This window comes from Pseudomonas fluorescens (assembly GCF_019212185.1).
GTDB lineage: Bacteria > Pseudomonadota > Gammaproteobacteria > Pseudomonadales > Pseudomonadaceae > Aquipseudomonas.
This window is the reverse complement of record NZ_CP078138.1, coordinates 1,715,543-1,740,494: the sequence shown is the minus strand read 5'-3', so window position 1 is coordinate 1,740,494 and position 24,952 is coordinate 1,715,543. Positions and strand designations below refer to the sequence as shown.

Sequence of the window (24,952 nt, the reverse complement as noted above, 5' to 3'; positions counted from 1 at the left end):
ATCGTATTGATCGCCAGGGCCAAAAGCCACCTAGCTGATATCTGCTGCTTTGATCCGGTCGACTACCCGGGATGCCAGGTCATCAGGGCGGAATTTGGCCAGAAAGTCATCGGCACCGACTTTCTTGACCATCGCCTGATTGAATACGCCTGACAGCGAAGTATGCAGGATGATGTGCAGCTTTTGCATGCGCGGGTCGTTGCGGATTTCCGCCGTCAGGGTGTAGCCGTCCATTTCCGGCATCTCGATGTCGGAAATCATCATCAGGAACTCTTCCTCCGGCTTCTTGCCTTCGTCGACCAGCTTGCGCAGGTAGTCCAGTGCTTGCCGACCGTCGTTCAGCGCCACCACCTCGACCCCGACCGTCTGCAGACAGCGCGAGACCTGCTTGCGCGCCACCGACGAGTCATCCACCGTCAATACCCGCAGCGACAAGGCCTTGTGCTGGGTCTCGACATCGACCACGCCAACCGAAATGGCCTCGGGCGTTGGCGCGACTTCCGCCAGAACCTTCTCGACGTCGATGATTTCCACCAACTGATTGTCGACCCGCGTCACTGCCGTCAGGTAGTGATCGCGCCCGGTACCCTTGGGCGGCGGATGGATCTCCTCCCAATTCATGTTGACGATCCGCTCCACCGAGCGCACCAGAAAACCCTGGGTCTTGGTGTTGTACTCCGTGATGATCACGAAGGGATTGCTTTGATCCTGCAATCCGCCCGAACCCGTGGCCATCGCCAGGTCGAGAATCGGAATGGTTGCCCCACGAATACTTGCCACACCGCACACGACAGGATTGGATTTGGGCATCAAGGTCAGTTTCGGGCATTGCAGCACTTCCCGAACCTTAAACACATTGATGCCGTAGAGCTGCTGACCGTCGAGACGGAACAACAACAGCTCCAGGCGATTCTGCCCTACCAGTTGCGTGCGCTGGTTTACCGAATCCATTACACCAGCCATGCCCAGCCCCCTACACCAACGCTAAGTGTGTTGCGACGCACATTCATCACTAAACGGCACGGCGCTTGCTTTTTAACCGCTATGAACCTGCACACGACATTTTTTCGACGCCTTGCCTGCGCTCCTCGCCGATTACTCGGCGCGGTGGCGATGGCCGGCTTTTTCACTGCTGGCAGCCCTGCCTTTGCTGATCCGGTTACCTTGCCTGATCTCCTTATCGGCGTCACTCAGGGCTTTCTTGAATTCACCGTAGAAGACTATTTGGCCAGCAGCCAAACCCAGGGCCGTTACGAAATCGAGGTCAAGCAACTCGACCCGCGCCTGCGCCTGCCCATGTGCGACAAGGAATTGACAGCCACACTGGAAAGCCCGGCCAAGCCGATTGGGCGTGTCACGGTGAGGGTTCGCTGTGACGGCGCCTCGCCCTGGACAGTGTTCGTGCCCGCTCAAGTCCGGCTGTTTCGCGAAGTCGTGACCAGCACTCGACCGCTCAAGCGCGCCGGAATTATCGAGCCGGGAGACGTGATGCTGCGCGAGCGCGATATCAGTCTGATCAACCAGGGCTATCTGACCGACGTGGAGCAGGCGATCGGGCAGAAACTTGTCCGACCAATGGTCAACGATCAGGTGATTACTCTGGTTCATCTGGAGCAGGCCGAAGTGGTGCGCAAGGGCGATCAGGTAGTGATTACGGCCCGCAGTGGCACCCTCAGCGTACGGATGCCGGGCGAAGCCTTGGCTAACGGCGGCATGAGTGAACAGATCCGAGTGAAAAATCTGAATTCGCAACGGGTGATCAAGGCCCAGGTCACGGCTCCCGGCCAGGTGGAAGTTGCCATGTAGATCGCTGGCGCGATACCGACCCATTCCCTAAACTGAGCCTTACGCAGGGCAACAGGCGACGCTGCCGCCCCTTAAATGTCCCTAAAGTTTTCTCGCATTGGGCCGAAAACATGGCAAGCGTCCAAATTCCCAGAGGTTTTCAGCATCATGGTCATCGATTTCAGCCGTTTGAACAGTTCCCCCACGCTCACCGGCAACACGCGTACCAGCGCCACGAAAGAAGCCGCTGAAACCGCGCCGCTGTCGACCCAGGCCGAAGCGGCCAGTGCCAGCCAAAGCGGGGAATCGGTACACCTCAGCAACGAGGCCCAGCAGTTGCAGAAGATTTCCGACACGCTGCGCGACCAGCCCGCTGTCGACAAGGCCCGCGTGGCCGAGTTGAAAGCCGCGATTGCCGATGGCAGCTATAAAGTCGACAGCAACCGCGTCGCCAGCAAACTGCTCAACTTCGAAGCCCAGCGCTAGCCAACGGCCTGCGCAGGCTTTTGGACGCTTAAAAACCAAGGCCAGCCATGCACGATAACAATTTACTGCAACTGATCACCGACGACGTTGCGCCAGCTCAACAGTTGCTCGATTTACTCGGGCAAGAGTCTTTGGCACTGCACGGTCGCGACATGCAATTGCTCGAACACATCCTGGCGAGCAAGCAGGGTTTGATCATTCTGCTGGAACAACACGGCCGCCGACGCAGCGAAATACTCGCCAGCCTCGGCTTGCCGACCGATCGCAGTGGCCTGGAACAGCTGGCCGCGCACTCCAGCATAGGCGAGCAACTGCTGTCCCAAAGCGATGTCCTCAATCAATTGCTCAGCGATTGCCGGGACGCCAATGAGCGCAATGGCCGCTCGATCCAGGTCCAACAGGCGAGCACCGCCAACCAACTGCGCATCCTCAATGGCGGCGAATCCCCGCCCCTGTACGACGCTCGCGGCTCAACCGCCACGCTCGTGAAGCGCTCGCTCAGCCAGGTTTGACTTCATCATCAAGCGTGCTCTATCAAGGCGCGAAACATGCTGGCAGAATGCTGGCTCCTGCGTGTGACCGTATTCTGTCCGGAGAGTGATAAACCGTGTCCAATGCCTTAAACGCGGAAGATGCTCCGCAGCCACCGAAGGTGCTCACTACGCCTTTGGAAATCGCCGGCAACCTGCGAATGCTGCAAGAGAGCCATGATCCTCTGATCATCACGTTCCACGAGCGTACCCAGCGCTTCCAAAGCTATGTGGTCGATGTCGATCGCGAGAACAACTCGATCGCGCTCGATGAAATGATTCCGCGCGATGGCGAACGCTTCCTGCTGGCGGGGGAACCCTTCCGGATCGAAGGTTTTCACGAAGGCGTGCGTATTGCCTGGGAAAGCAACGGCCCCCTGACGATCGATGAATCCAACGGCACTCGTTGCTATCGTGGCACGTTGCCGGACGAGGTGGTCTATCACCAGCGCCGCAACGCCTTTCGTGCCGCCCTGAAACTGGCGCAATTGGTGAGCATCGAGCTGGGCGGTGAAAAGCTCAAGGTGCCGCTAGCCGGCAAGTTGTTGGACATTTCGGCCACCGGCTGCAAGCTGCGCTTTGATGGCGACATTTCCAATGGCCTGCAGTTGGGCCAGGTGTACGACCGTTTCATTGCCGCCCTGCCCTTCGGCAGCATGACCACCCCGGTCGAATTGCGTTACCTGCATCACGAAGAAAAAATCGACACCACCTTCGCCGGTGTGCGCTTTCATAACATGAGCGGCCTGGTGCAGCGTCAGGTCGAGCGCTTCGTCTACCAGTTGCAGCGCGAGGCGCGTCGTTTCGACAAAGACGACTTCTGATCGGCAAGCATGAAAAACGGGCAGTCCCTTGCGGTCACTGCCCGTTTTTTTTGCCTTCAATTCAAGGCCTGGCCCCGGTGAAGGTATGGGGATGTTCGGCGTCCGGATCATCCGGCGGCTGGTCCTCGCGAGGCGCTTCGGCTGTGCTCGCCGTTTCGGGTTCAGCTACCGGCTCCGGCTCGGTGCTCGCAGTGGTTTGCATCTGATCCTGGACCACCTGTTCGTCGACTCGCGGATCGAGCGCCGCCACCAATGGCGAACTGGACATGCTGTCCGGCATCGCCACGTGATGCAGAGGAGCGTCGTCGACCTGATGCAGATTGGTCACGGCTTTGGGTCGAATCCGCCAGACCAGCACGAGGGCAAAGAAACTGAAGAAGGCATAGAGCATCTGGCTGCCGAAGAACTTCATCAGCACACCCGCCACCAAAGGCCCGATGCTTGCGCCGACCCCGTAGGTCACCAGCAGCATGGCAGTCAGTGAAACCCGCCGGTCGCTTTCGACGTGGTCGTTGGAAAAGGCTACAGCCAGCGGATACAGACAGAACTGCACCAAGGAACAGACAAAGCCAGCAACGAACAGCACCTCCAGCGGCACCTTGGGCATAATCGCCAATGGCAGGGCCGCCAACGCCAGGCAGATCGCAAAGCTGCGAATCAGCACGGCTCGATCATAGCGATCCGACAACCAGCCCAAAGGCCACTGCACCACCAGACCGGCGAAAATGCAGCTACCCATGAACAGACCGACCTGCTCGGTGGACAAGCCCTGCTGCGAGGCATACAGCGGAGCCAAACCATAGAACGAACCGACGATCAGCCCCGCGCCCAACACCGTACTGAGGGACTGCGGCACCCGCTTCATGAAAAAGCGCGGCTCCATCGGCGCCGGATGCAGGGGCGCCGGGTGAATGCGTCGGGTCAGCGTGACGGGCACCAGACACAGCGCGAAACACAGGGCTACCAGCATCAGCAACTCCAGTCCCAACGAAGGGTGCATGACCAGAATCAGTTGGCCCAGGACCAGCCCCAGGTAAGAGGCGATCATATAGCCGCTGAATACCATGCCGCGCTGCTTGGCATCGGCCTGCTCGTTGAGCCAACTCTCGATGACCATGTACTGGCACATCATGCCGAGGCCCACCACCATCCGCAGGATCAGCCAGGCCGGCAACCAGTCCACCAATCCATGCCCCAGCACCGCCGCCCCGACGATGCCGGCACACGCCGAATACGCACGAATGTGCCCTACCCGGGCAATCAGCCGGTGGCCGATTTTACCGCCCAGGACCAGGCCGAAATAGTTGGCGGCCATCAACGCACCGACCCACAGGCCATCGACCTGATCCGCGGCAAGGCGCAACGCCAGGTAGGTGCTGAGTAAGCCCGAGCCGATCAACATCATCAGTGAGGCGAAGTAAAGCGCTCGAAAAGACTTCCAGATCTGGCGCATCGGCGTTCCGGGCGGCTCCTTGAATTGAGTATCGGGCTAGCATCAACGATAGCCCGACGACGACGGTTTGGTTAAGCCTGGGCCGCTAAAACTCGGCGCTCCCAAGGAGTGATTTCATCAAGGAAGCTGGTCAGTTCCAGGGTCTTCGAAGCGATGTAGCCTTCGATGAACTCAGCACCAAACAGTTCCTTCGCCAACTGGCTACGTTTCAGACGCTCCAGCGCAGCATGCAAGGTACAGGGCAGCGACAAACTTTCCGGCACGCTGAATTCACCCTGGATCGGCGCTGACGGCTCCAACCGGTTTTCAATGCCGTGCAACCCTGCAGCAAGGCTGGCAGCGATGGCCAGATACGGATTGGCGTCGGCCCCAGGCAAGCGATTCTCGACCCGTCGCGCGACGGGCGAACTGGCGGGAATACGCAGCCCGGCGGCGCGGTTGTCATGGGACCAGCAGGCGTTATTGGGTGACGCGAAAGGATGGCACAAGCGCTGATAGGAGTTCACGTTCGGCGCGAACAGTGCGGTGAACTCCGCCATGGCCGCCTGTTGGCCACCAATGAAGTGGCGAAACGTCTCGGTCGGGTCACCTGCCTCGTCACTGAACACATTTCGGCCGCTGCCCATCTCGACGACGCTTTGGTGAATGTGCATCGAGCTGCCAGCCGTGTGCGCCAGTGGCTTGGCCATGCACACCACGGTCACTCCGTGCTTGAGGGCGACCTCTTTGAGCAGGTGCTTGAACAGGAACGTCTGGTCGGCGAGCAACAGGGGGTCGCCGTGCAGCAGGTTGATCTCGAACTGACTGACACCCATTTCGTGCATGAAGGTATCGCGCGGCAGTCCCAGGGCTGCCATGCACTCATAGACTTCATTGAAAAATGGACGTAGGCCGTTGTTGGAGCTGACGCTGAACGCCGAACTACCGTCCTCGCGTCGGCCATCCAGGCCAAGCGGGGGCTGGAACGGCTGGGCCGGGTCAGTGTTCGGGGCGAATACGAAGAACTCCATTTCAGTCGCCACCACGGGCGCCAGGTCGAGCGCCGCATAGCGTGCGATCACCGCCTTGAGTTGACCGCGAGTGGACAGCCGAGAACTCCCACCAGTCAGCTCGTCGGCATCACAGATAGCCAGTGCGCGCGGCTGCTTGCTCCAGGGCAGGCGATGGATCTGCTGCGGGTCGGCATTCAACGCCAGGTCGCCATCGTCACTGCCATAGAAGCGCGCAGGTGGATACCCCCCCATGATGCATTGCAACAACACACCACGGGCCATCTGCAGGCGTCGTCCTTCGAGGAAGCCCTCGGCGGTCATCACCTTGCCGCGGGGTACACCGTTGAGGTCAGGGGTGACACATTCAATCTCGTTGATACCGGTCAATCGCTGCGCGAGTGATCCCTGGCCGTCGGTCTTCATGACTCTATCCTTGTTATGTGCGGGCCGCGAACGGCGTCCCGTACAAAATAGGCATCAGCCGTTCGGAATTTCAAGCACTACCGTTGCGGCAACCATCAAGGCAGATAAAGACTGAACAATCCGCCACCCAACGGACCACCGTTGCTGATCTCGGTGCGCCCATGCACGCCATTGCGCTGGTGCAGTTGAGCGATGCGGGCGGCGAAGTACAAGCCCAATCCAGTGCTGCCACTGCTCGGGTTGATGCCCTGTATGTACTCGGCCTGACGCTCGATCATCTGAGCTGGGTAACCTTCGCCGTCGTCGTTGATTGTCAGTACCAGTTGCCCGGTCTCCTCTCCGACGCAGATCAATAGCGACTGCTGCGCATAACGGATGGCATTGTTGATCGCATTGGCCAACACCGTGCCGATCAGTTCGCGATCGAAAAAACCCAGCGGACTCAGCGGATCCACTTCATAAGTCACCAGCAGGCCGCGACTCTTGAACACTTCCTGGTGGGCCGCCAATTGCGCTTCGATAAAGTCATCCAGCTCATGGTAATCCGGACGCACCGGCAACTGGTTGACGCCCAGTTTGTAGAGTCCCAGCAACTGCACCAACATACCGTTCAGATGCGCGAACTCGAAGTCGATCACCCCCTGCTCATCGGTGTGAGCCTGGGCATCCGGCAACCGCGCGAGCCACTGCCCGTGAGCCTGCATGAGTACGGTCAGGGAATTCTTCATGTCGTGTACGGTGGAGGCGATCACCGTGGAAAAATCCAGCCCCTGATCTACGTCGTTCATTGTTCTAACGCCTTGCTCTGCAACTTCTGATATCGCGGATAACGCGCGTCACTCTCGGGCATCAAGCCGACCATCTTCAGGCAGCGCCGACATTCATCAAGCAATCCCGGGTCAAGGTTGGCCGTAGCGCCATGCAGGATCGATTGCGCCATGTTGAGGGCGATGCTGATGTTTTTCGGTTGCAGCAACAGAGCGCCACGAAACAGCTCGCGGGCTTCGGTCAAGGCGCCGGCCTTGTAGCTACGGACACCTTGACGATTGAGGTCTGCCGCTGCTGTGCCGGAATTGAGAATGGCCGGATCGTCGGTCTGCTTGGCGATGCCGCGCATCACCGCTGGGTCATCACCGTAGATTTCCGCACAGTTTTTCAGCATCGAATCACTGGCCTGCGCCTGGCCGAGCAATTTCAGTTGTTTGGCCACCAGCAACGCGGCGTCGGCACTCATGAATTTTTCCATGCCATCGAGACGCGTCAGTGCCTGCTCGGTGAGCTTGTCGGCCGTCTCGGCGTCATTGATCAACAGGCTCGTGGCCTTCATCAGTCGCGCGCGAATCTGCAAGCCTGGATCGCCAGGGTTGTCTTTGGCGACCGCACTCAGGGTCTGGTTGATCTCCAACCGGGCGCGAGTATCCAATCCTCTATCGCTGCCCTTGCTGATCAGGGCGTGGGCCAGTCCAAGGTTGCTCTCGGGGTCCTTGAAGCGTGACTGCGCGCCTTGGGAGACCGCCTGGCGATAGGCTCTGGCGGCAGCATCGAAGTCCTCGTTGGTCATGGCCAGCTTGCCCAACAGCGCCTGCCGACGTACCGCCAGCGGCGAGAGTCGTACTGCTTCCTCAAGCACACGTTGTGCAGATTTGGTTTCACCTTGGGAAACCAGCACATCGGCCAGTCCGTCATACAGACCTGGCATCATCGGGAAGACTTTCAGGGCTTTTTCGTACAATGCCTTGGCCTGCCCGACCTGACCGCGTTTGAACAGCAATCGTCCCAATCCGACATAGGCCCACGGCAATGGACGATCCGCCAGAATACTGTTGTACAGGCGTTCGAGGACTTCGTTCTGGTTCATATCGCGCAGCGCATCAGCGCGATAGCGCAGGCACAACGGCGAATAACGTGGATCCTGCTTGCACAAGGCAATGCACGCGTTCAAAACCTCGACCGGCTTGCCGCGATCCAGGGCCTGCATGATCGGCTTGAGCAGCGTCTTGCGCTGCTCAAGGCGTTCGAGGCGTTGAGCCAGGCCAGCTCGGGTGAAGGGCTTGGTCAGGTAGGCATCCGGCTCATGTTCCAGCGCACTGAGCACCATCGCCTGGCTGCTTTCGGCGGTCACCATGACAAACACACTTTCATGGCTGATCAGCTTTTCGATCATCAGGTCTTCGAGTACCTGCTGACCATTCTTCTTGCCGTCTCCCAGATGATAATCCTGCAGGATGAAGTCGTAGCGCTTCTGCGAGCACATGCGCAAGGCGACCTCGCCGGAGTCTGCGGTGTCGACGTCCTTGACCCCCAACTCGCGCAACATCGAACGGACTGAACTGCGGAAATCCGAGAAATCATCGACGATCAAAAAGCTTTTTTGGTGGTACGCCAGCATCGAAGATTCCAGGCAATTTAGAAAGATGAACCCAAAGACAACCGTCTATCGGGTTATCGGCCGCAGGTGCCGTTCTCTTGAAGGCCAGGAGGAATATTCGTGGATTTATCTGGCTGACATTTCCATGCGGTGGCCTGGGAAATAGCTTGAGTAATTCCCGCGCGCAAAAACAAAACCCCTACCTGCATTCGCAGATAGGGGTTTCGGAATTTAATCTTGACGATGACCTACTCTCACATGGGGAAACCCCACACTACCATCGGCGATGCATCGTTTCACTGCTGAGTTCGGGATGGGATCAGGTGGTTCCAATGCTCTATGGTCGTCAAGAAATTCGGGTACCGAACCGTCTTTCGACGTTTCAGCAAATCGGGTATGTGATCAATTTGTGTACTGCAAACTTTCGGTGTCTTCGTCTTCATACACCGCAATCTGATGCTCTTTCGAGTAGTCAAATTGCTTGGGTGTTATATGGTCAAGCCTCACGGGCAATTAGTATTGGTTAGCTCAACGCCTCACAGCGCTTACACACCCAACCTATCAACGTCGTAGTCTTCGACGGCCCTTCAGGGAACTCAAGGTTCCAGTGAGATCTCATCTTGAGGCTAGTTTCCCGCTTAGATGCTTTCAGCGGTTATCTATTCCGAACATAGCTACCCGGCAATGCCACTGGCGTGACAACCGGAACACCAGAGGTTCGTCCACTCCGGTCCTCTCGTACTAGGAGCAGCCCCTCTCAAATCTCAAACGTCCACGGCAGATAGGGACCGAACTGTCTCACGACGTTCTAAACCCAGCTCGCGTACCACTTTAAATGGCGAACAGCCATACCCTTGGGACCGGCTTCAGCCCCAGGATGTGATGAGCCGACATCGAGGTGCCAAACACCGCCGTCGATATGAACTCTTGGGCGGTATCAGCCTGTTATCCCCGGAGTACCTTTTATCCGTTGAGCGATGGCCCTTCCATACAGAACCACCGGATCACTAAGACCTACTTTCGTACCTGCTCGACGTGTCTGTCTCGCAGTCAAGCGCGCTTTTGCCTTTATACTCTACGACCGATTTCCGACCGGTCTGAGCGCACCTTCGTACTCCTCCGTTACTCTTTAGGAGGAGACCGCCCCAGTCAAACTACCCACCATACACTGTCCTCGATCCGGATAACGGACCTGAGTTAGAACCTCAAAGTTGCCAGGGTGGTATTTCAAGGATGGCTCCACGCAGACTGGCGTCCACGCTTCAAAGCCTCCCACCTATCCTACACAAGCAAATTCAAAGTCCAGTGCAAAGCTATAGTAAAGGTTCACGGGGTCTTTCCGTCTAGCCGCGGATACACTGCATCTTCACAGCGATTTCAATTTCACTGAGTCTCGGGTGGAGACAGCGCCGCCATCGTTACGCCATTCGTGCAGGTCGGAACTTACCCGACAAGGAATTTCGCTACCTTAGGACCGTTATAGTTACGGCCGCCGTTTACCGGGGCTTCGATCAAGAGCTTCGCGTTAGCTAACCCCATCAATTAACCTTCCGGCACCGGGCAGGCGTCACACCCTATACGTCCACTTTCGTGTTTGCAGAGTGCTGTGTTTTTAATAAACAGTCGCAGCGGCCTGGTATCTTCGACCGGCGTGGGCTTACGTAGCAAGTACTTCACCCTCACCGGCGCACCTTCTCCCGAAGTTACGGTGCCATTTTGCCTAGTTCCTTCACCCGAGTTCTCTCAAGCGCCTTGGTATTCTCTACCCAACCACCTGTGTCGGTTTGGGGTACGGTTCCTGGTTACCTGAAGCTTAGAAGCTTTTCTTGGAAGCATGGCATCAACCACTTCGTCGTCTAAAGACAACTCGTCATCAGCTCTCGGCCTTAGAATCCCGGATTTACCTAAGATTCCAGCCTACCACCTTAAACTTGGACAACCAACGCCAAGCTGGCCTAGCCTTCTCCGTCCCTCCATCGCAATAACCAGAAGTACAGGAATATTAACCTGTTTTCCATCGACTACGCTTTTCAGCCTCGCCTTAGGGACCGACTAACCCTGCGTCGATTAACGTTGCGCAGGAAACCTTGGTCTTTCGGCGTGGGTGTTTTTCACACCCATTGTCGTTACTCATGTCAGCATTCGCACTTCTGATACCTCCAGCAAGCTTCTCAACTCACCTTCACAGGCTTACAGAACGCTCCTCTACCGCATCATCCTAAGATGATACCCGTAGCTTCGGTGTATGGTTTGAGCCCCGTTACATCTTCCGCGCAGGCCGACTCGACTAGTGAGCTATTACGCTTTCTTTAAAGGGTGGCTGCTTCTAAGCCAACCTCCTAGCTGTCTAAGCCTTCCCACATCGTTTCCCACTTAACCATAACTTTGGGACCTTAGCTGACGGTCTGGGTTGTTTCCCTTTTCACGACGGACGTTAGCACCCGCCGTGTGTCTCCCATGCTCGGCACTTGTAGGTATTCGGAGTTTGCATCGGTTTGGTAAGTCGGGATGACCCCCTAGCCGAAACAGTGCTCTACCCCCTACAGTGATACATGAGGCGCTACCTAAATAGCTTTCGAGGAGAACCAGCTATCTCCGAGCTTGATTAGCCTTTCACTCCGATCCACAGGTCATCCGCTAACTTTTCAACGGTAGTCGGTTCGGTCCTCCAGTTAGTGTTACCCAACCTTCAACCTGCCCATGGATAGATCGCCCGGTTTCGGGTCTATTCCCAGCGACTAGACGCCCTATTAAGACTCGCTTTCGCTACGCCTCCCCTATTCGGTTAAGCTCGCCACTGAAAATAAGTCGCTGACCCATTATACAAAAGGTACGCAGTCACCCAACAAAGTGGGCTCCCACTGCTTGTACGCATACGGTTTCAGGATCTATTTCACTCCCCTCTCCGGGGTTCTTTTCGCCTTTCCCTCACGGTACTAGTTCACTATCGGTCAGTCAGTAGTATTTAGCCTTGGAGGATGGTCCCCCCATATTCAGACAAAGTTTCTCGTGCTCCGTCCTACTCGATTTCATGACTAAGAGATTTTCGCGTACAGGGCTATCACCCACTATGGCCGCACTTTCCAGAGCGTTCCGCTAATCTCAAAGCCACTTAAGGGCTAGTCCCCGTTCGCTCGCCACTACTAAGGGAATCTCGGTTGATTTCTTTTCCTCAGGGTACTTAGATGTTTCAGTTCCCCTGGTTCGCCTCTTGCACCTATGTATTCAGTACAAGATAACCATCTTATGATGGCTGGGTTCCCCCATTCAGACATCTCCGGATCAAAGTCTGTTTGCCGACTCCCCGAAGCTTTTCGCAGGCTACCACGTCTTTCATCGCCTCTGACTGCCAAGGCATCCACCGTATGCGCTTCTTCACTTGACCATATAACCCCAAGCAATCTGGTTATACTATGAAGACGACATTCGCCGAAAATTTGCATTTAGAACACAAATTTTACCTTAGCCTGATCCGTTACCAGTGAAAGTAACGTTCAGTCTATCTTTCTATCACATACCCAAATTTTTAAAGAACGATCTAATCTTAAAGATCAGAAATCAACATTCACGCTGGAATGCTCATTTCTAAGCTTTACGACACACAACAACCCCCGTACCGCAGGGCTGTTCTCGTCTTCTACAAGGAATCAAGCAATTCGTGTGGGAGCTTATGCAGCAGCTGATGTCGTCGATTAAGGAGGTGATCCAGCCGCAGGTTCCCCTACGGCTACCTTGTTACGACTTCACCCCAGTCATGAATCACACCGTGGTAACCGTCCTCCCGAAGGTTAGACTAGCTACTTCTGGTGCAACCCACTCCCATGGTGTGACGGGCGGTGTGTACAAGGCCCGGGAACGTATTCACCGCGACATTCTGATTCGCGATTACTAGCGATTCCGACTTCACGCAGTCGAGTTGCAGACTGCGATCCGGACTACGATCGGTTTTATGGGATTAGCTCCACCTCGCGGCTTGGCAACCCTTTGTACCGACCATTGTAGCACGTGTGTAGCCCAGGCCGTAAGGGCCATGATGACTTGACGTCATCCCCACCTTCCTCCGGTTTGTCACCGGCAGTCTCCTTAGAGTGCCCACCATAACGTGCTGGTAACTAAGGACAAGGGTTGCGCTCGTTACGGGACTTAACCCAACATCTCACGACACGAGCTGACGACAGCCATGCAGCACCTGTCTCAATGTTCCCGAAGGCACCAATCCATCTCTGGAAAGTTCATTGGATGTCAAGGCCTGGTAAGGTTCTTCGCGTTGCTTCGAATTAAACCACATGCTCCACCGCTTGTGCGGGCCCCCGTCAATTCATTTGAGTTTTAACCTTGCGGCCGTACTCCCCAGGCGGTCAACTTAATGCGTTAGCTGCGCCACTAAAATCTCAAGGATTCCAACGGCTAGTTGACATCGTTTACGGCGTGGACTACCAGGGTATCTAATCCTGTTTGCTCCCCACGCTTTCGCACCTCAGTGTCAGTATCAGTCCAGGTGGTCGCCTTCGCCACTGGTGTTCCTTCCTATATCTACGCATTTCACCGCTACACAGGAAATTCCACCACCCTCTACCATACTCTAGCTCGTCAGTTTTGAATGCAGTTCCCAGGTTGAGCCCGGGGCTTTCACATCCAACTTAACGAACCACCTACGCGCGCTTTACGCCCAGTAATTCCGATTAACGCTTGCACCCTCTGTATTACCGCGGCTGCTGGCACAGAGTTAGCCGGTGCTTATTCTGTCGGTAACGTCAAAATTGCAGAGTATTAATCTACAACCCTTCCTCCCAACTTAAAGTGCTTTACAATCCGAAGACCTTCTTCACACACGCGGCATGGCTGGATCAGGCTTTCGCCCATTGTCCAATATTCCCCACTGCTGCCTCCCGTAGGAGTCTGGACCGTGTCTCAGTTCCAGTGTGACTGATCATCCTCTCAGACCAGTTACGGATCGTCGCCTTGGTGAGCCATTACCTCACCAACTAGCTAATCCGACCTAGGCTCATCTGATAGCGCAAGGCCCGAAGGTCCCCTGCTTTCTCCCGTAGGACGTATGCGGTATTAGCGTCCGTTTCCGAACGTTATCCCCCACTACCAGGCAGATTCCTAGGCATTACTCACCCGTCCGCCGCTCTCAAGAGAAGCAAGCTTCTCTCTACCGCTCGACTTGCATGTGTTAGGCCTGCCGCCAGCGTTCAATCTGAGCCATGATCAAACTCTTCAGTTCAAACATCTTTGGGTTTTTAAGAAACCCTAAACTTGGCTCAGCAATCGTTGGTTACATCTTTGATTTCTCGCGGAGTAACTTGTGATGCTGATAATCTTGTTGACTATCAGTCTGACTGCACAAGCACCCACACGAATTGCTTGATTCAGTTGTTAAAGAGCGGTTGGTTAAGATCTTTCGTCTCAACCGAGGCGCGCATTCTACAGCAGCCTCATTTGCTGTCAAGTGATTATTTTCAGAAGTTTTCAAGGAATCCTTAACAACTTCAACCACTTGCGCTTTCGATCTCTCGTCAGCGGGAGGCGAATTCTACAGCGTTACACGCTGCTGTCAACACCTCTTTTTCAACTTCCTTCGCGCTTCGATGACCTGAAACACTGACTGCCGAAAACTTCGTAACTCGTTGTTTACCAAGGAGTTTTCCGTTTCGACTACGCCGGAAGTGGGGCGAATTATAGACAGATAAAAACTCGCGTCAACCTTTAATTCGGCATTTGTACCGCACACTGCAAAACGCCCACTTTTCCCACCTATATAAGATAAGTACTCGACCACCCTTCCTCCTAACCCAGGATCAAGGCGTCACCCTATAATCGGCATAGAGGAGCTGGGTCGCTTGCAATCGGTGTCGGCATCCACTCGTCCACCCCTCGCCAGAATTTCGGCGCTTGTGACAACCCAGAAGATAAGAGCGTAGGTTCTCGACAACCTGGCGCAGACTGCGACCGCCTGAGCGACGGATGAGTTCGCGCACCCGTTGCTTGAACTGCTTGCGCGCCTTGACCGCTACTGTTCTTTTCACGCTTTGTGGAGATGACCAGAAAGCGTATCCCAGAAACTTGCGACCGAACGCACTCGCCACCGCACTCTTGCTCTCATTGACACTCAAGTGCAGCTTTTCATACAGTCGCTTCAGCAAAGCCATCACCCGCTGCCCCGCCCTGCGGCTGCGAACATATAAATTCGCATCGTCGGCTTAGCGCTGCCGACCTTTGACCACAAGAGCTTCGCGGTTTGTTGCCCGCTCGCCCTGATCGGCATCGCCTTATATCCGGTTCTTGTCCATCGGCTCGCGGTTTCGATTCACGCTTCCTCCCCACACTCGGTCGCCCTCATGCAGTTGCGCTTCACTTCGTTCGCTGTGGTCAGCTTACGGCAGGACTTTCACCCACAAGATTGCGCCCATGCTGGGCGCATAACAAAAAGCCCCGCGAGGAAAAACCTCGGCGGGGCTTATCTGTCATCAGCACTATCGACTGACGACGGTCAATAATAGTGGTGTCCCAGGCGGGGTTCGAACCTGCAACCTTCCCCTTAGGAGGGGGATGCTCTATCCAATTGAGCTACTGAGACACTAATCGGCCATGATGTTGCGCGGCGCGATGGACGGCCAGCATGTTAAACGTCGAGCCTGTGTTTGTCATGTCGTCTGATGGGTAAATTAAGTGTAGGCAAACGCCAGCCCTTCATACAGAACACTACAGGATGCTCACCCCCTCACGCCTCAACAGATCCATCAGGTGTGACACCGTCAACGATAGGCCATCAGAGTTATCCAGAAGCAACCCTGCCTCCGCCCCGCCCGCTGACTCATTCGGGGCAAACAGGGCGTTGCGAGCCAACCGCGCCTCTATTTCCTCGATACCTTCACGCCCTCGACTCATGAGTCGCTGGCGCAAGACGTCCGATCTGACTGAGAGCAGGACAGGAATCAACGTCGGATACCGCTCCTGTGCCTGCGGCAAGTACTCTCTGGATCCGTTCACCAGGACATGCCGCCCCTCCGCCAGCCACTGATCAATCTCTACAGGAATGCCATAGCCAAGCCCGTTGGCACGCCAGCTCATTGCAAAAGCACCCGCACGCACCAAATCAGCAAATGCCTCGACAGACACCCCGAAGGCCGATTCACCTGCTGACTCCGCTGAACGCGTGATCACTCGTCGCGCGACGACACAGTTGAGTTGCGCCAGAGCATCACGAGCAGCATCGATCAAACTGTCCTTTCCCGAACCCGATGGCCCCATCAAGTAAACAAGCCTGCCTTTAAGCTTCTCGCCTCCGCTCATGGTGCATACACCCCTAGTAAATCGGCCATTTGCCACTACTCTATAGAGGGCGAGGGTCAACCTCCTCACCCAGGCTTCACGGTTACTTCAGACGGTCGGACCGGAGACAGGTTTTCAAACCAGTCCGCATTTCTGATAATTGGTGCTGGCAAAACGCCTGCGCCCGGATCAATATTTGTCACAGAATTGGCGCCAAGGATCCGGCATTTATGAGGCATGATGCGGGCCTCATATCAATTCAGGTTGAACATTTGGCCGCGGACCTTGTCCTAACACACATCCTGCGGCCAATTCCGAGAACCGCTCCCCTGAACTAACCGGTTAACTATATGCGCCCATTGAAACAGGCAATTTATTCAAGCCGTACGGCTGACAAGTTTGTCGTACGCCTGCCAGACGGAATGCGTGAACGCATCGCCGAGGTGGCACGCAACCATCACCGCAGCATGAACTCAGAGATCATTGCACGACTGGAGCAGAGCCTTATCCAAGAAGGTGCACTGGGCGAAGAGCTGAGTATGCGCCTGGACAGCCCTGAGCTGTCGCTGCACGAACGTGAATTGCTGCAACGCTTCCGCCAACTCTCTCATCGTCAGCAGAATGCTTTGGTCTCGCTGATCGCGCATGATGCAGAAATGGCAGCAAGCCCTACCTGATTGCATCCCGAAAGTTCAAGCCAGCCTAGCGCTGGCTTTTTTTTGCCTGGAATTTGCCGCAAGACACCGATAGAAAAACGACTCGCCCTTATAGGGCGAGTCTCAGAAATCAGAGCAGGAAGATGGTCGCGAGACCCAGGAAGATAAAGAAGCCACCACTGTCGGTCATGGCCGTGATCATCACGCTCGCCCCCATCGCCGGGTCGCGCCCGATGCGCGCCAGGGTCATCGGGATCAGGACGCCCATCAGTGCAGCCAGCAGCAGGTTAAGGGTCATGGCGGCGGTCATCACCACACCCAGCGACCAACTGCCATAGAGTAGATAAGCCACGACGCCAATCACCCCACCCCAGACCAGGCCATTGATCAAGCCTACCGCCAACTCCTTGCGCATCAGTCGCGAAGTATTACCGGTGCTGACCTGATCGAGCGCCATGGCGCGCACGATCATGGTGATCGTCTGATTGCCCGAATTACCGCCGATACCGGCAACAATCGGCATCAAGGCCGCCAGGGCCACCAGCTTCTCGATGGAGCCCTCGAACAAGCCGATCACCCGCGACGCAACAAAGGCAGTGATCAGGTTGATCGCCAGCCACGCCCAACGGTTGCGCAACGATTTCCAGACCGAAGCAAAAATGTCTTCTTCTTCACGCAGACCCGCCATGTTGAGAACTTCGCTTTCGCTCTCCTCACGAATCAGGTCGACCATTTCGTCGATGGTCAGACGACCAATCAGCTTGTCGTTCTTGTCGACCACCGGGGCCGAGATCAAGTCATAACGCTCGAACGCCTGCGCGGCATCGTAGGCGTCCTCATCCGGATGAAAACTCACCGGGTCGCTGGCCATGACCTCAGACACCTGCTTGTCAGGGTCGTTGACCAGCAAACGCTTGATCGGCAAAACGCCCTTGAGCACGCCGTCATAATCGACCACGAACAACTTGTCGGTGTGTCCCGGCAGCTCCTTGAGACGACGCAGGTAACGCAACACCACTTCCAGACTGACATCCTCGCGGATCGTCACCATCTCGAAGTCCATCAACGCACCGACCTGCTCCTCGTCATAGGACAGCGCAGAGCGAACGCGCTCACGCTGCTGGCCGTCGAGGGTTTCCATCAGTTCGTGGACGACGTCTCGCGGCAGCTCAGGGGCCAAGTCAGCGAGTTCGTCGGCATCCATCTCCTTGGCGGCCGCCAGGAGCTCGTGATCGTCCATGTCGGCGATCAGGGTTTCTCGAACCGAGTCGGACACTTCCAGCAGGATATCGCCGTCACGTTCGGCCTTGACCAGTTGCCAGACCGTCAGACGATCGTCGAGGGGCAGCGCTTCAAGGATGTAGGCAACGTCGGCGGAGTGCAGGTCATCGAGTTTGCGCTGCAACTCGACGAGGTTCTGCCGGTGGACCAGGCTCTCGACCCGATCCTGGTGCGGACCGTCCTGGCGGTGGGTGAGGTCTTCGACCACACGCTGGCGCTGCAGCAGCTCGACAACTTGAGCAAGGCGATCCTGCAGGCTTTCTTGAGTTTTCTTTACTTCTACTTCAGTCATAGGCGAACTCCACTCCCAGCAGCGGGGCACGCCGGAAGGATCAATCAGTCAATTCATGATTGGTGAAACGGTTTACTGAGTAACTACTGGGTAAGTCCATGGAGGTATTCCACAAGCCCCGGCGGGGCTGACGGGCGCAATCATACACCGCTTGGGGCTTTTGAACGTTAAAAAATCCTGCCCAGAACAAGCGCTTGCGAGACAAAGCTAAGCATGGCTCACATCTATGAAACTGCGACGACTGATCGCGAAAAGAAAACACACTGCGGGGCAAAAATGAGAACCCTGGCCCGAGCACGAAGCACGGCAGGAGAGGAAAGGAAAAAGCCAAATCCCAGACAGCAAAAAGCCCGCGATGAACGCAGGCTTTTTGGTGTTTGGTGCACTCGACAGGATTCGAACCTGTGACCGCTCGGTTCGTAGCCGAGTACTCTATCCAGCTGAGCTACGAGTGCAGTTTGTGCTTTTAAACCAGATCACAACTGATTGAAACAAGGTTGACCGCATAACTGCAAACAACCTTTAAATGGTGCACTCGACAGGATTCGAACCTGTGACCGCTCGGTTCGTAGCCGAGTACTCTATCCAGCTGAGCTACGAGTGCAGGGTGTGCTTTTTGATCAGATCACGACTGATTGAAACAAGGTTGACCGCATAACTGCAAACAACCTTTAAATGGTGCACTCGACAGGATTCGAACCTGTGACCGCTCGGTTCGTAGCCGAGTACTCTATCCAGCTGAGCTACGAGTGCATTTGGTGCTGCGCATTATAGTCCGTCGAATCTTTTTTCCAAGCACTTTTTCTAGTAATTTCAACAACTTACCGAAGAAGCCTGATTACAACGTGCTAAACAAATAATGGCGGAGAACGGGGGATTCGAACCCCCGACACCCTTTTGAGGTGTACTCCCTTAGCAGGGGAGCGCCTTCGGCCACTCGGCCAGCTCTCCGCAACACGGGGCGTATCTTAACCAACCTTTTCCCCGTTTGCAAACATAAAAAGCGATAAAAATTAATGGCTTGGTTCTTCGTCCTTCTCTTTCTTTATACGCAGGTAGATTTCCTCACGGTGAACAGCCACCTCTTTGGGTGCGTTGACGCCAATACGCACCTGATTTCCTTTGACGCCGAGCACGGTCACGGTGATTTCGCCATCACCGATAATCAGGCTTTCCGCACACCGACGAGTCAGAATCAGCATACCTTTCTCCTCACGCATTTCAGTTCAGGGACAACAGTCTGCAAAAAAAAAGCGCTCAAGCCGCGACCAGGACGATCACCGCTCTACACGCCTGAGTATTGACCAGCGCACGAAAAAGAACAGCCTTGTGCGCTACTCAAAAAAACAAAGGGCGCGGTCAGACCGCGCCCCAGGTGCATTACATCACTCGCCCTGACGAACCGGAGCATCCAGCTCGAACGCCGTGTGCAGCGCGCGCACAGCCAGTTCCAGGTACTTCTCCTCGATGACCACCGAAACCTTGATCTCCGAGGTCGAAATCATCTGGATGTTGATGGTTTCCTTGGCCAGGGCTTCGAACATGCGACTGGCAACACCGGCATGGGAGCGCATGCCAACACCGACGATCGAAACCTTGGCAATCTTGGTGTCACCCACGACTTCACGAGCACCGATTTCGCGTGCGGTGTTTTCCAGCACGGTCTGGGCCGCCTGGTAGTCATTGCGGTGCACGGTGAAGGTGAAGTCGGTGGTGTTATCGTGCGAAACGTTCTGCACGATCATGTCGACTTCGATGTTCGCGGCACTGATAGGGCCGAGAATCTTGAACGCCACGCCCGGGGTGTCTGGCACGCCACGGATGGTCAGCTTGGCCTCATCGCGGTTGAAAGCGATGCCGGAAATGATCGGCTGTTCCATGGATTCCTCTTCATCAATAGTAATGAGGGTGCCTGGACCCTCCTTGAAGCTGTGCAGTACGCGCAGCGGGACGTTGTACTTGCCGGCGAACTCGACCGCGCGGATCTGCAATACCTTGGAACCGAGGCTGGCCATTTCCAGCATCTCTTCGAAGGTGATCTTGTCCAGACGCTGAGCCACGGAGACCACGCGCGGATCGGTGGTGTAGACACCATCCACATCGGTGTAGATCTGGCACTCATCGGCCTTCAGGGCCGCTGCCAGCGCCACACCGGTGGTGTCGGAGCCGCCACGACCAAGGGTGGTGATGCTGCCATGCTCGTCCACGCCCTGGAAACCGGCCACAACGACCACGCGACCAGCCTTCAGGTCACCGCGAATCTTCTGATCATCGATCTGCAGAATTCGCGCTTTATTGTGCGCGCTGTCCGTCAGGATTCGTACCTGGTTACCGGTGTACGACACCGCCGGTACGCCACGCTTGATCAGCGCCATGGCCAGCAACGCGATCGTTACCTGCTCGCCGGTGGAGACGATGACATCCAGTTCACGCGGGACTGGTTGATCATCACCACTGATTTGTTTGGCCAGAGCGATCAGACGGTTGGTTTCACCGCTCATTGCCGACAGCACAACCACCAGGTCATCGCCGGCATCGCGGAATTTCTTAACCTTGTCGGCGACCTGCTCGATTCTCTCGACAGTGCCGACCGAGGTGCCTCCAAATTTCTGTACGATCAAAGCCATTTCAAAGCCGCCTCTGCCCATGAAGGGCGCCCATTAGTCACTCAAACAGCAGCCGACCCCGACACTAGACGACGGGACCGGCACACAGCCTTAAATACCCTGTTCGACAAACGGCACGGTCAGGGCCAGGGCCGCGTCCAGTGCGCCAGCGTCAGTACCACCGCCTTGCGCCATGTCCGGACGACCACCGCCCTTCCCGCCCACTGCCGCAGCGGCTTGCTTCATCAAATCACCGGCTTTGAGTTGGCCAGTCAGGTCTTTGGTCACGCCTGCAACCAGCACGACCTTTTCCTCATGGACACTGCCGAGCAGGATCACTGCGCGGCCGAGTTTGTTTTTCAGCTGATCGACCAGCGCCAGCAGCGCCTTGCCGTCCTGACCGTCGAGACGCACGGCCAGTACTTTCACGCCCTTGACGTCCTGAGCCTGAGAGGACAGGTCGTCACCCGCCGCACTGGCGGCCTTGGCTTGCAACTGCTCGAGTTGCTTTTCCAGCAGACGGTTGCGCTCGAGCACAGCCGACAGCTTGTCGATCAGGTTGTCGCGGCTGCCCTTGACCAGGTTGGCCGCTTCCTTGAGCTGCTCTTCGGCGCCATTGAGATAGGCCAGTGCCGCGGCACCGGTCAACGCTTCGATACGACGCACGCCCGATGCCACACCGCCTTCGCTGATGATTTTCAGCAAGCCGATGTCACCGGTACGGTTGGCGTGGATGCCGCCACACAGCTCGACGGAGAAGTCGCCCCCCATGCTCAACACCCGCACGTCGTCGCCGTACTTCTCGCCGAACAGTGCCATGGCGCCTTTGCGCTTGGCGGTCTCGATGTCGGTTTCTTCGGTCTCGACTGCAGAGTTCTTACGAATCTCGGCGTTGACGATGTCTTCCAGCGCCTTGATCTGCTCAGGCTTGATGGCTTCGAAGTGGCTGAAGTCAAAACGCAGACGCTGACTGTCAACCAGCGAGCCTTTCTGCTGAACGTGTTCGCCCAACACTTGGCGCAGGGCCGCGTGCAGCAAATGGGTCGCCGAGTGGTTCAGCGATGTCGCATGACGCACGTCAGCATCTACCTGGGTCTCCACCGGCGCACCGACGATCAGGCTGCCGGAAGCCAGCACGCCGTGATGCAGGAACGCACCGCCGGTCTTGGTGGTGTCACGCACGTCAAAACGCGCAGTGCCGGCCTGCAGGTATCCGCAGTCGCCGACCTGACCACCGGATTCGGCGTAGAACGGCGTCTTGTCGAGGACAATCACACCCTCGTCGCCTTCGCTCAGGACATCAACCGATTGACCGTCTTTATAAAGAGCGACGATCTTCGCCGAGCCGCTGGTATCGGTGTAACCGGTGAACTGGGTGGCAACGTCGACCTTGACCAGGGTGTTGTAGTCCAGGCCAAAGGAGCTCGCCGAACGGGCACGCACGCGCTGGGCTTCCATTTCGCGCTCGAAACCTGCTTCGTCGATGGTCAGCTCACGCTCACGGGCGATGTCGGCCGTCAGATCCATCGGGAAGCCATAGGTGTCGTACAGCTTGAACACGACATCACCCGGCACCACGGTGCCTTTGAGTTCTGCCAGATCCTGCTCAAGGATTTTCAGGCCGTGCTCCAGGGTCTTGGAGAACTGCTCCTCTTCGGCCTTGAGCACGCGCTCGATGTTCGCCTGCTGCTGTTTGAGCTCCGGGAAGGCTTCGCCCATCTCGGCCACCAACGCGGCAACGATCTTGTAGAAGAAGCTGCCGGTGGCGCCCAGCTTGTTGCCGTGACGGCAAGCGCGGCGAATGATCCGGCGCAATACGTAGCCACGACCTTCGTTGGAAGGCAGTACGCCATCAGCAATCAGGAAACCGCAGGAACGGATGTGGTCAGACACCACTTTGAGCGACGACTGGTCGTCATTGCTGCAACCGATAGCCGCTGCCGAAGCGCTCAACAGGTTCTTGAACAGGTCGATCTCGTAGTTCGAGTTCACGTGCTGCATCACCGCACTGATCCGCTCCAGGCCCATGCCGGTATCGACCGACGGCGCCGGCAGCGGATGCAACACGCCATCGGCGGTGCGGTTGAACTGCATGAATACGTTGTTCCAGATCTCGATGTAACGGTCGCCATCTTCTTCCGGCGAGCCGGGTGGACCGCCCCAGATGTGGTCACCGTGATCGTAGAAGATCTCGGTGCAGGGGCCGCATGGACCGGTATCGCCCATGGTCCAGAAGTTGTCGGAGGCGTAAGGCGCACCCTTGTTGTCGCCGATGCGGATCATGCGCTCGACCGGCACGCCGATCTGCTGTGTCCAGATGTCGTAGGCTTCGTCGTCCGAGGCATAGACAGTGACCCAGAGTTTGTCCTTGGGCAGCTTCAAGACGCCAGTCAGGAAGGTCCAGGCGTAGGTGATCGCGTCATGCTTAAAGTAATCGCCGAAGCTGAAGTTACCCAGCATTTCAAAGAAGGTGTGATGACGGGCGGTGTAGCCGACGTTTTCCAGGTCGCTGTTCTTGCCACCTGCGCGGACGCACTTCTGGCTGCTGGTGGCGCGGGTATAGGCGCGCTTTTCCTGGCCCAGGAAGCAATCCTTGAACTGGTTCATCCCCGCGTTAGTGAACAGCAGGGTCGGGTCGTTGCCCGGAATCAAAGAGCTGGAGGCTACACGGGTGTGGCCTTGCTCTTCGAAGAAGCGAAGGAAGGCTTCACGGATTTCTGCGCTTTTCATTAGGTTCTTCCACGGAGGCTGCGGCCAAAGGCCTGTGCACTTAGTCAACAGACGAAGCGACGGCAAAGGGCCGCATTATATCGGCCCTGCGCGCGGGGTACAGCGTGTTTATACGATAGAAACAGCCAATTGGACGGCCAGCAATGTCATTTACCGGAAAACTCGACGAATGTCGCGATGACCTGATCGATCTGCGCCTGGCTGACATCCATGTGCGTGACCATGCGCAGACGGGATGAGGCACTGAGACGAATCCCGCGCTCGGCGGCAAACGCCTTGATCGCGTCGGCTTGGTCGCCGATATTCAGGTAAACCATATTGGTTTGCACTGGCTCGACCTCGAAACCCGCCGCGCGCAGGCCTTCCGCCAGCCGTTGCGCATTCGAGTGGTCGTCAGCCAGGCGTTGCACATGGTTGTCCAGGGCATACAGCCCTGCCGCCGCGAGAATCCCGGCCTGACGCATGCCGCCGCCGACCATCTTGCGCAGGCGCCGGGCCTTGGCGATCAACGCCACTGATCCGCAAAGCACTGAGCCCACCGGGGCACCCAGGCCTTTGGACAGGCAAACCGAAACCGAATCGAAGTGCTGGGTAATTTCCCGGGCATCCACGCCCAGCTTGACCGCGGCGTTGTACAAGCGCGCGCCATCCAGGTGCAGTTGCAGACCATGTTCGCGCGTAAAACGGCGTGCTCGTCCCAGATACTCCAGTGGCAGTACCTTGCCTTGCATAGTGTTTTCCAGAGCCAGCAAGCGGGTGCGGGCGAAGTGGAAGTCGTCGGGCTTGATGGCCGCCGCCACCTGGTCCAGGTCCAGCGAACCATCGGCCTGGACGTCCAGCGGCTGCGGCTGGATCGAGCCGAGTACTGCAGCGCCGCCGCCTTCGTACTTATAGGTATGCGCCTGCTGGCCAACGATGTATTCGTCGCCGCGCTCGCAGTGTGCCATCAGCCCCAACAGGTTGCTCATGGTGCCGGTGGGCACGAACAGCGCCGCGGCAAAGCCCAGGCGCTTGGCCAACTCGGCCTCCAGACGGTTGACCGTCGGATCCTCACCGTACACATCGTCGCCAGTGGCCGCCCCGGTCATTACATCGAGCATCCCTGCGGTAGGTTGGGTAACGGTGTCACTGCGCAGATCGATAACAGTCATGAAGCTGGCCTCGGTAAGCAGGGGAAAATCCCTTTCAGAAATGAATTACTGCGGTCATGCCGAGGAATTATCAACCCTCACCGAATGAAAACTTCGA

16 protein-coding genes, 5 tRNA genes, 3 rRNA genes and 1 pseudogene are annotated in these 24,952 nt (G+C 56.6%); 5 read left to right on the top strand and 20 right to left on the bottom strand.

The genetic code is table 11. The features are described from left to right. Window positions 1–30: 30 nt before the first annotated feature. On the bottom strand, window positions 31–963 hold the full coding sequence (locus tag KW062_RS07670; RefSeq protein ID WP_027619266.1) for a chemotaxis protein CheV: 933 nt from the start codon (window positions 961–963) through the stop codon (window positions 31–33). A gap of 81 nt (window positions 964–1,044) precedes the next feature. Between KW062_RS07670 and flgA the strand changes: the two genes are divergently transcribed. From flgA to KW062_RS07650, 4 genes are all read left to right on the top strand, one after another. After that, window positions 1,045–1,806 (top strand): flagellar basal body P-ring formation chaperone FlgA, encoded by a 762-nt coding sequence (gene flgA, locus KW062_RS07665; RefSeq protein ID WP_027619267.1) that lies wholly within the window; start codon window positions 1,045–1,047, stop codon window positions 1,804–1,806. Window positions 1,807–1,953: 147 nt separating this feature from the next. Then, on the top strand, window positions 1,954–2,271 hold the full coding sequence (flgM, locus tag KW062_RS07660; protein WP_027619268.1) for a flagellar biosynthesis anti-sigma factor FlgM: 318 nt from the start codon (window positions 1,954–1,956) through the stop codon (window positions 2,269–2,271). Window positions 2,272–2,318: 47 nt separating this feature from the next. Then, entirely contained in the window at window positions 2,319–2,783 is a 465-nt protein-coding gene (locus tag KW062_RS07655; RefSeq protein ID WP_027619269.1) for a flagella synthesis protein FlgN, read from the top strand. Window positions 2,784–2,878: 95 nt separating this feature from the next. After that, entirely contained in the window at window positions 2,879–3,625 is a 747-nt protein-coding gene (locus tag KW062_RS07650) for a flagellar brake protein (RefSeq protein WP_027619270.1), read from the top strand. 61 nt (window positions 3,626–3,686) lie between these two features. On the opposite strand, the gene KW062_RS07645 is transcribed toward KW062_RS07650, so the two are convergent. The 10 genes and pseudogenes from KW062_RS07645 to phnN form a co-directional block, all read right to left on the bottom strand. Continuing rightward, the gene (locus KW062_RS07645; RefSeq protein ID WP_027619271.1) at window positions 3,687–5,078 is read right to left on the bottom strand and encodes an MFS transporter; all 1,392 of its coding nucleotides are present in this window, start codon (window positions 5,076–5,078) and stop codon (window positions 3,687–3,689) included. A gap of 71 nt (window positions 5,079–5,149) precedes the next feature. Further along, window positions 5,150–6,391, bottom strand: a complete 1,242-nt coding sequence (locus tag KW062_RS07640; RefSeq protein ID WP_177433290.1) for a glutamine synthetase family protein — start codon at window positions 6,389–6,391, stop codon at window positions 5,150–5,152. A 197-nt stretch (window positions 6,392–6,588) separates the two neighbouring features. Continuing rightward, the gene (locus KW062_RS07635; RefSeq protein ID WP_105755991.1) at window positions 6,589–7,281 is read right to left on the bottom strand and encodes a sensor histidine kinase; all 693 of its coding nucleotides are present in this window, start codon (window positions 7,279–7,281) and stop codon (window positions 6,589–6,591) included. Continuing rightward, complete coding sequence (locus tag KW062_RS07630; protein ID WP_027619274.1) at window positions 7,278–8,882, bottom strand: tetratricopeptide repeat-containing response regulator; 1,605 nt, start codon at window positions 8,880–8,882, stop codon at window positions 7,278–7,280. Before KW062_RS07630 ends, KW062_RS07635 begins: the two co-directional genes overlap by 4 nt. Window positions 8,883–9,096: 214 nt before the next feature. Further along, a 5S ribosomal RNA gene (gene rrf, locus KW062_RS07625) occupies window positions 9,097–9,212 on the bottom strand. A gap of 141 nt (window positions 9,213–9,353) precedes the next feature. Then, a 23S ribosomal RNA gene (locus KW062_RS07620) occupies window positions 9,354–12,246 on the bottom strand. Between the two features lie 308 nt (window positions 12,247–12,554). Beyond that, window positions 12,555–14,091: ribosomal RNA gene (locus KW062_RS07615) — 16S ribosomal RNA — on the bottom strand. Together the 16S, 23S and 5S rRNA genes form the textbook arrangement of a ribosomal RNA operon. Before the next feature lie 604 nt (window positions 14,092–14,695). Next, a pseudogene (locus KW062_RS28835) lies at window positions 14,696–15,067 on the bottom strand (group II intron maturase-specific domain-containing protein); the annotation flags it as partial. Window positions 15,068–15,367: 300 nt separating this feature from the next. Then, window positions 15,368–15,444 (bottom strand) — tRNA-Arg (locus KW062_RS07610). A gap of 125 nt (window positions 15,445–15,569) precedes the next feature. Beyond that, window positions 15,570–16,160, bottom strand: a complete 591-nt coding sequence (gene phnN / locus KW062_RS07605) for a phosphonate metabolism protein/1,5-bisphosphokinase (PRPP-forming) PhnN (protein WP_105755799.1) — start codon at window positions 16,158–16,160, stop codon at window positions 15,570–15,572. Window positions 16,161–16,489: 329 nt separating this feature from the next. Here phnN and KW062_RS07600 point away from each other — a divergent pair, with 329 nt between their 5' ends. Continuing rightward, the gene (locus KW062_RS07600) at window positions 16,490–16,816 is read left to right on the top strand and encodes an Arc family DNA-binding protein (RefSeq protein ID WP_105755798.1); all 327 of its coding nucleotides are present in this window, start codon (window positions 16,490–16,492) and stop codon (window positions 16,814–16,816) included. 109 nt (window positions 16,817–16,925) lie between these two features. Here KW062_RS07600 and mgtE read toward each other — a convergent pair whose 3' ends face one another. The 9 genes from mgtE to ltaE all read right to left on the bottom strand — a co-directional run bounded on the left by mgtE (window position 16,926) and on the right by ltaE (window position 24,855). Next, window positions 16,926–18,368: a magnesium transporter gene (gene mgtE / locus KW062_RS07595; protein ID WP_027621251.1), complete on the bottom strand. Its 1,443-nt coding sequence runs from the start codon at window positions 18,366–18,368 to the stop codon at window positions 16,926–16,928. 378 nt (window positions 18,369–18,746) lie between these two features. Then, window positions 18,747–18,823, bottom strand: a tRNA-Arg gene (locus KW062_RS07590). 72 nt (window positions 18,824–18,895) lie between these two features. After that, window positions 18,896–18,972, bottom strand: a tRNA-Arg gene (locus KW062_RS07585). Between the two features lie 72 nt (window positions 18,973–19,044). Continuing rightward, window positions 19,045–19,121: transfer RNA gene (locus KW062_RS07580), tRNA-Arg, on the bottom strand. A gap of 107 nt (window positions 19,122–19,228) precedes the next feature. Next, window positions 19,229–19,319: transfer RNA gene (locus KW062_RS07575), tRNA-Ser, on the bottom strand. Window positions 19,320–19,381: 62 nt separating this feature from the next. Then, window positions 19,382–19,570, bottom strand: coding sequence for a carbon storage regulator CsrA (gene csrA / locus KW062_RS07570; protein ID WP_002554426.1), 189 nt, complete (start codon window positions 19,568–19,570; stop codon window positions 19,382–19,384). Between the two features lie 183 nt (window positions 19,571–19,753). Beyond that, complete coding sequence (locus tag KW062_RS07565; RefSeq protein WP_105755797.1) at window positions 19,754–20,995, bottom strand: aspartate kinase; 1,242 nt, start codon at window positions 20,993–20,995, stop codon at window positions 19,754–19,756. Window positions 20,996–21,085: 90 nt separating this feature from the next. Further along, complete coding sequence (alaS, locus tag KW062_RS07560; protein ID WP_027621249.1) at window positions 21,086–23,704, bottom strand: alanine--tRNA ligase; 2,619 nt, start codon at window positions 23,702–23,704, stop codon at window positions 21,086–21,088. Between the two features lie 146 nt (window positions 23,705–23,850). Further along, a complete protein-coding gene (gene ltaE / locus KW062_RS07555; protein WP_105755796.1) occupies window positions 23,851–24,855 on the bottom strand; it encodes a low-specificity L-threonine aldolase in 1,005 nt (334 codons plus the stop codon). Window positions 24,856–24,952: the final 97 nt, after the last annotated feature.

Excerpts from the sequence above, each read along its gene's own strand:
- KW062_RS07640 (WP_177433290.1), bottom strand. The coding sequence starts at position 6,391 with ATGACCGCCGAGGGCTTCCTCGAAGGACGACGCCTGCAGATGGCCCGT.
- ltaE (WP_105755796.1), bottom strand. The coding sequence starts at position 24,855 with ATGACTGTTATCGATCTGCGCAGTGACACCGTTACCCAACCTACCGCA.
- csrA (WP_002554426.1), bottom strand. The coding sequence starts at position 19,570 with ATGCTGATTCTGACTCGTCGGTGTGCGGAAAGCCTGATTATCGGTGAT.
- KW062_RS07600 (WP_105755798.1), top strand. The coding sequence starts at position 16,490 with ATGCGCCCATTGAAACAGGCAATTTATTCAAGCCGTACGGCTGACAAG.
- KW062_RS07670 (WP_027619266.1), bottom strand. The coding sequence starts at position 963 with ATGGCTGGTGTAATGGATTCGGTAAACCAGCGCACGCAACTGGTAGGG.
- KW062_RS07645 (WP_027619271.1), bottom strand. The coding sequence starts at position 5,078 with ATGCGCCAGATCTGGAAGTCTTTTCGAGCGCTTTACTTCGCCTCACTG.
- KW062_RS07655 (WP_027619269.1), top strand. The coding sequence starts at position 2,319 with ATGCACGATAACAATTTACTGCAACTGATCACCGACGACGTTGCGCCA.
- KW062_RS07565 (WP_105755797.1), bottom strand. The coding sequence starts at position 20,995 with ATGGCTTTGATCGTACAGAAATTTGGAGGCACCTCGGTCGGCACTGTC.
- KW062_RS07635 (WP_105755991.1), bottom strand. The coding sequence starts at position 7,281 with ATGAACGACGTAGATCAGGGGCTGGATTTTTCCACGGTGATCGCCTCC.
- flgM (WP_027619268.1), top strand. The coding sequence starts at position 1,954 with ATGGTCATCGATTTCAGCCGTTTGAACAGTTCCCCCACGCTCACCGGC.
- KW062_RS07630 (WP_027619274.1), bottom strand. The coding sequence starts at position 8,882 with ATGCTGGCGTACCACCAAAAAAGCTTTTTGATCGTCGATGATTTCTCG.
- alaS (WP_027621249.1), bottom strand. The coding sequence starts at position 23,704 with ATGAAAAGCGCAGAAATCCGTGAAGCCTTCCTTCGCTTCTTCGAAGAG.
- mgtE (WP_027621251.1), bottom strand. The coding sequence starts at position 18,368 with ATGACTGAAGTAGAAGTAAAGAAAACTCAAGAAAGCCTGCAGGATCGC.
- flgA (WP_027619267.1), top strand. The coding sequence starts at position 1,045 with ATGAACCTGCACACGACATTTTTTCGACGCCTTGCCTGCGCTCCTCGC.
- phnN (WP_105755799.1), bottom strand. The coding sequence starts at position 16,160 with ATGAGCGGAGGCGAGAAGCTTAAAGGCAGGCTTGTTTACTTGATGGGG.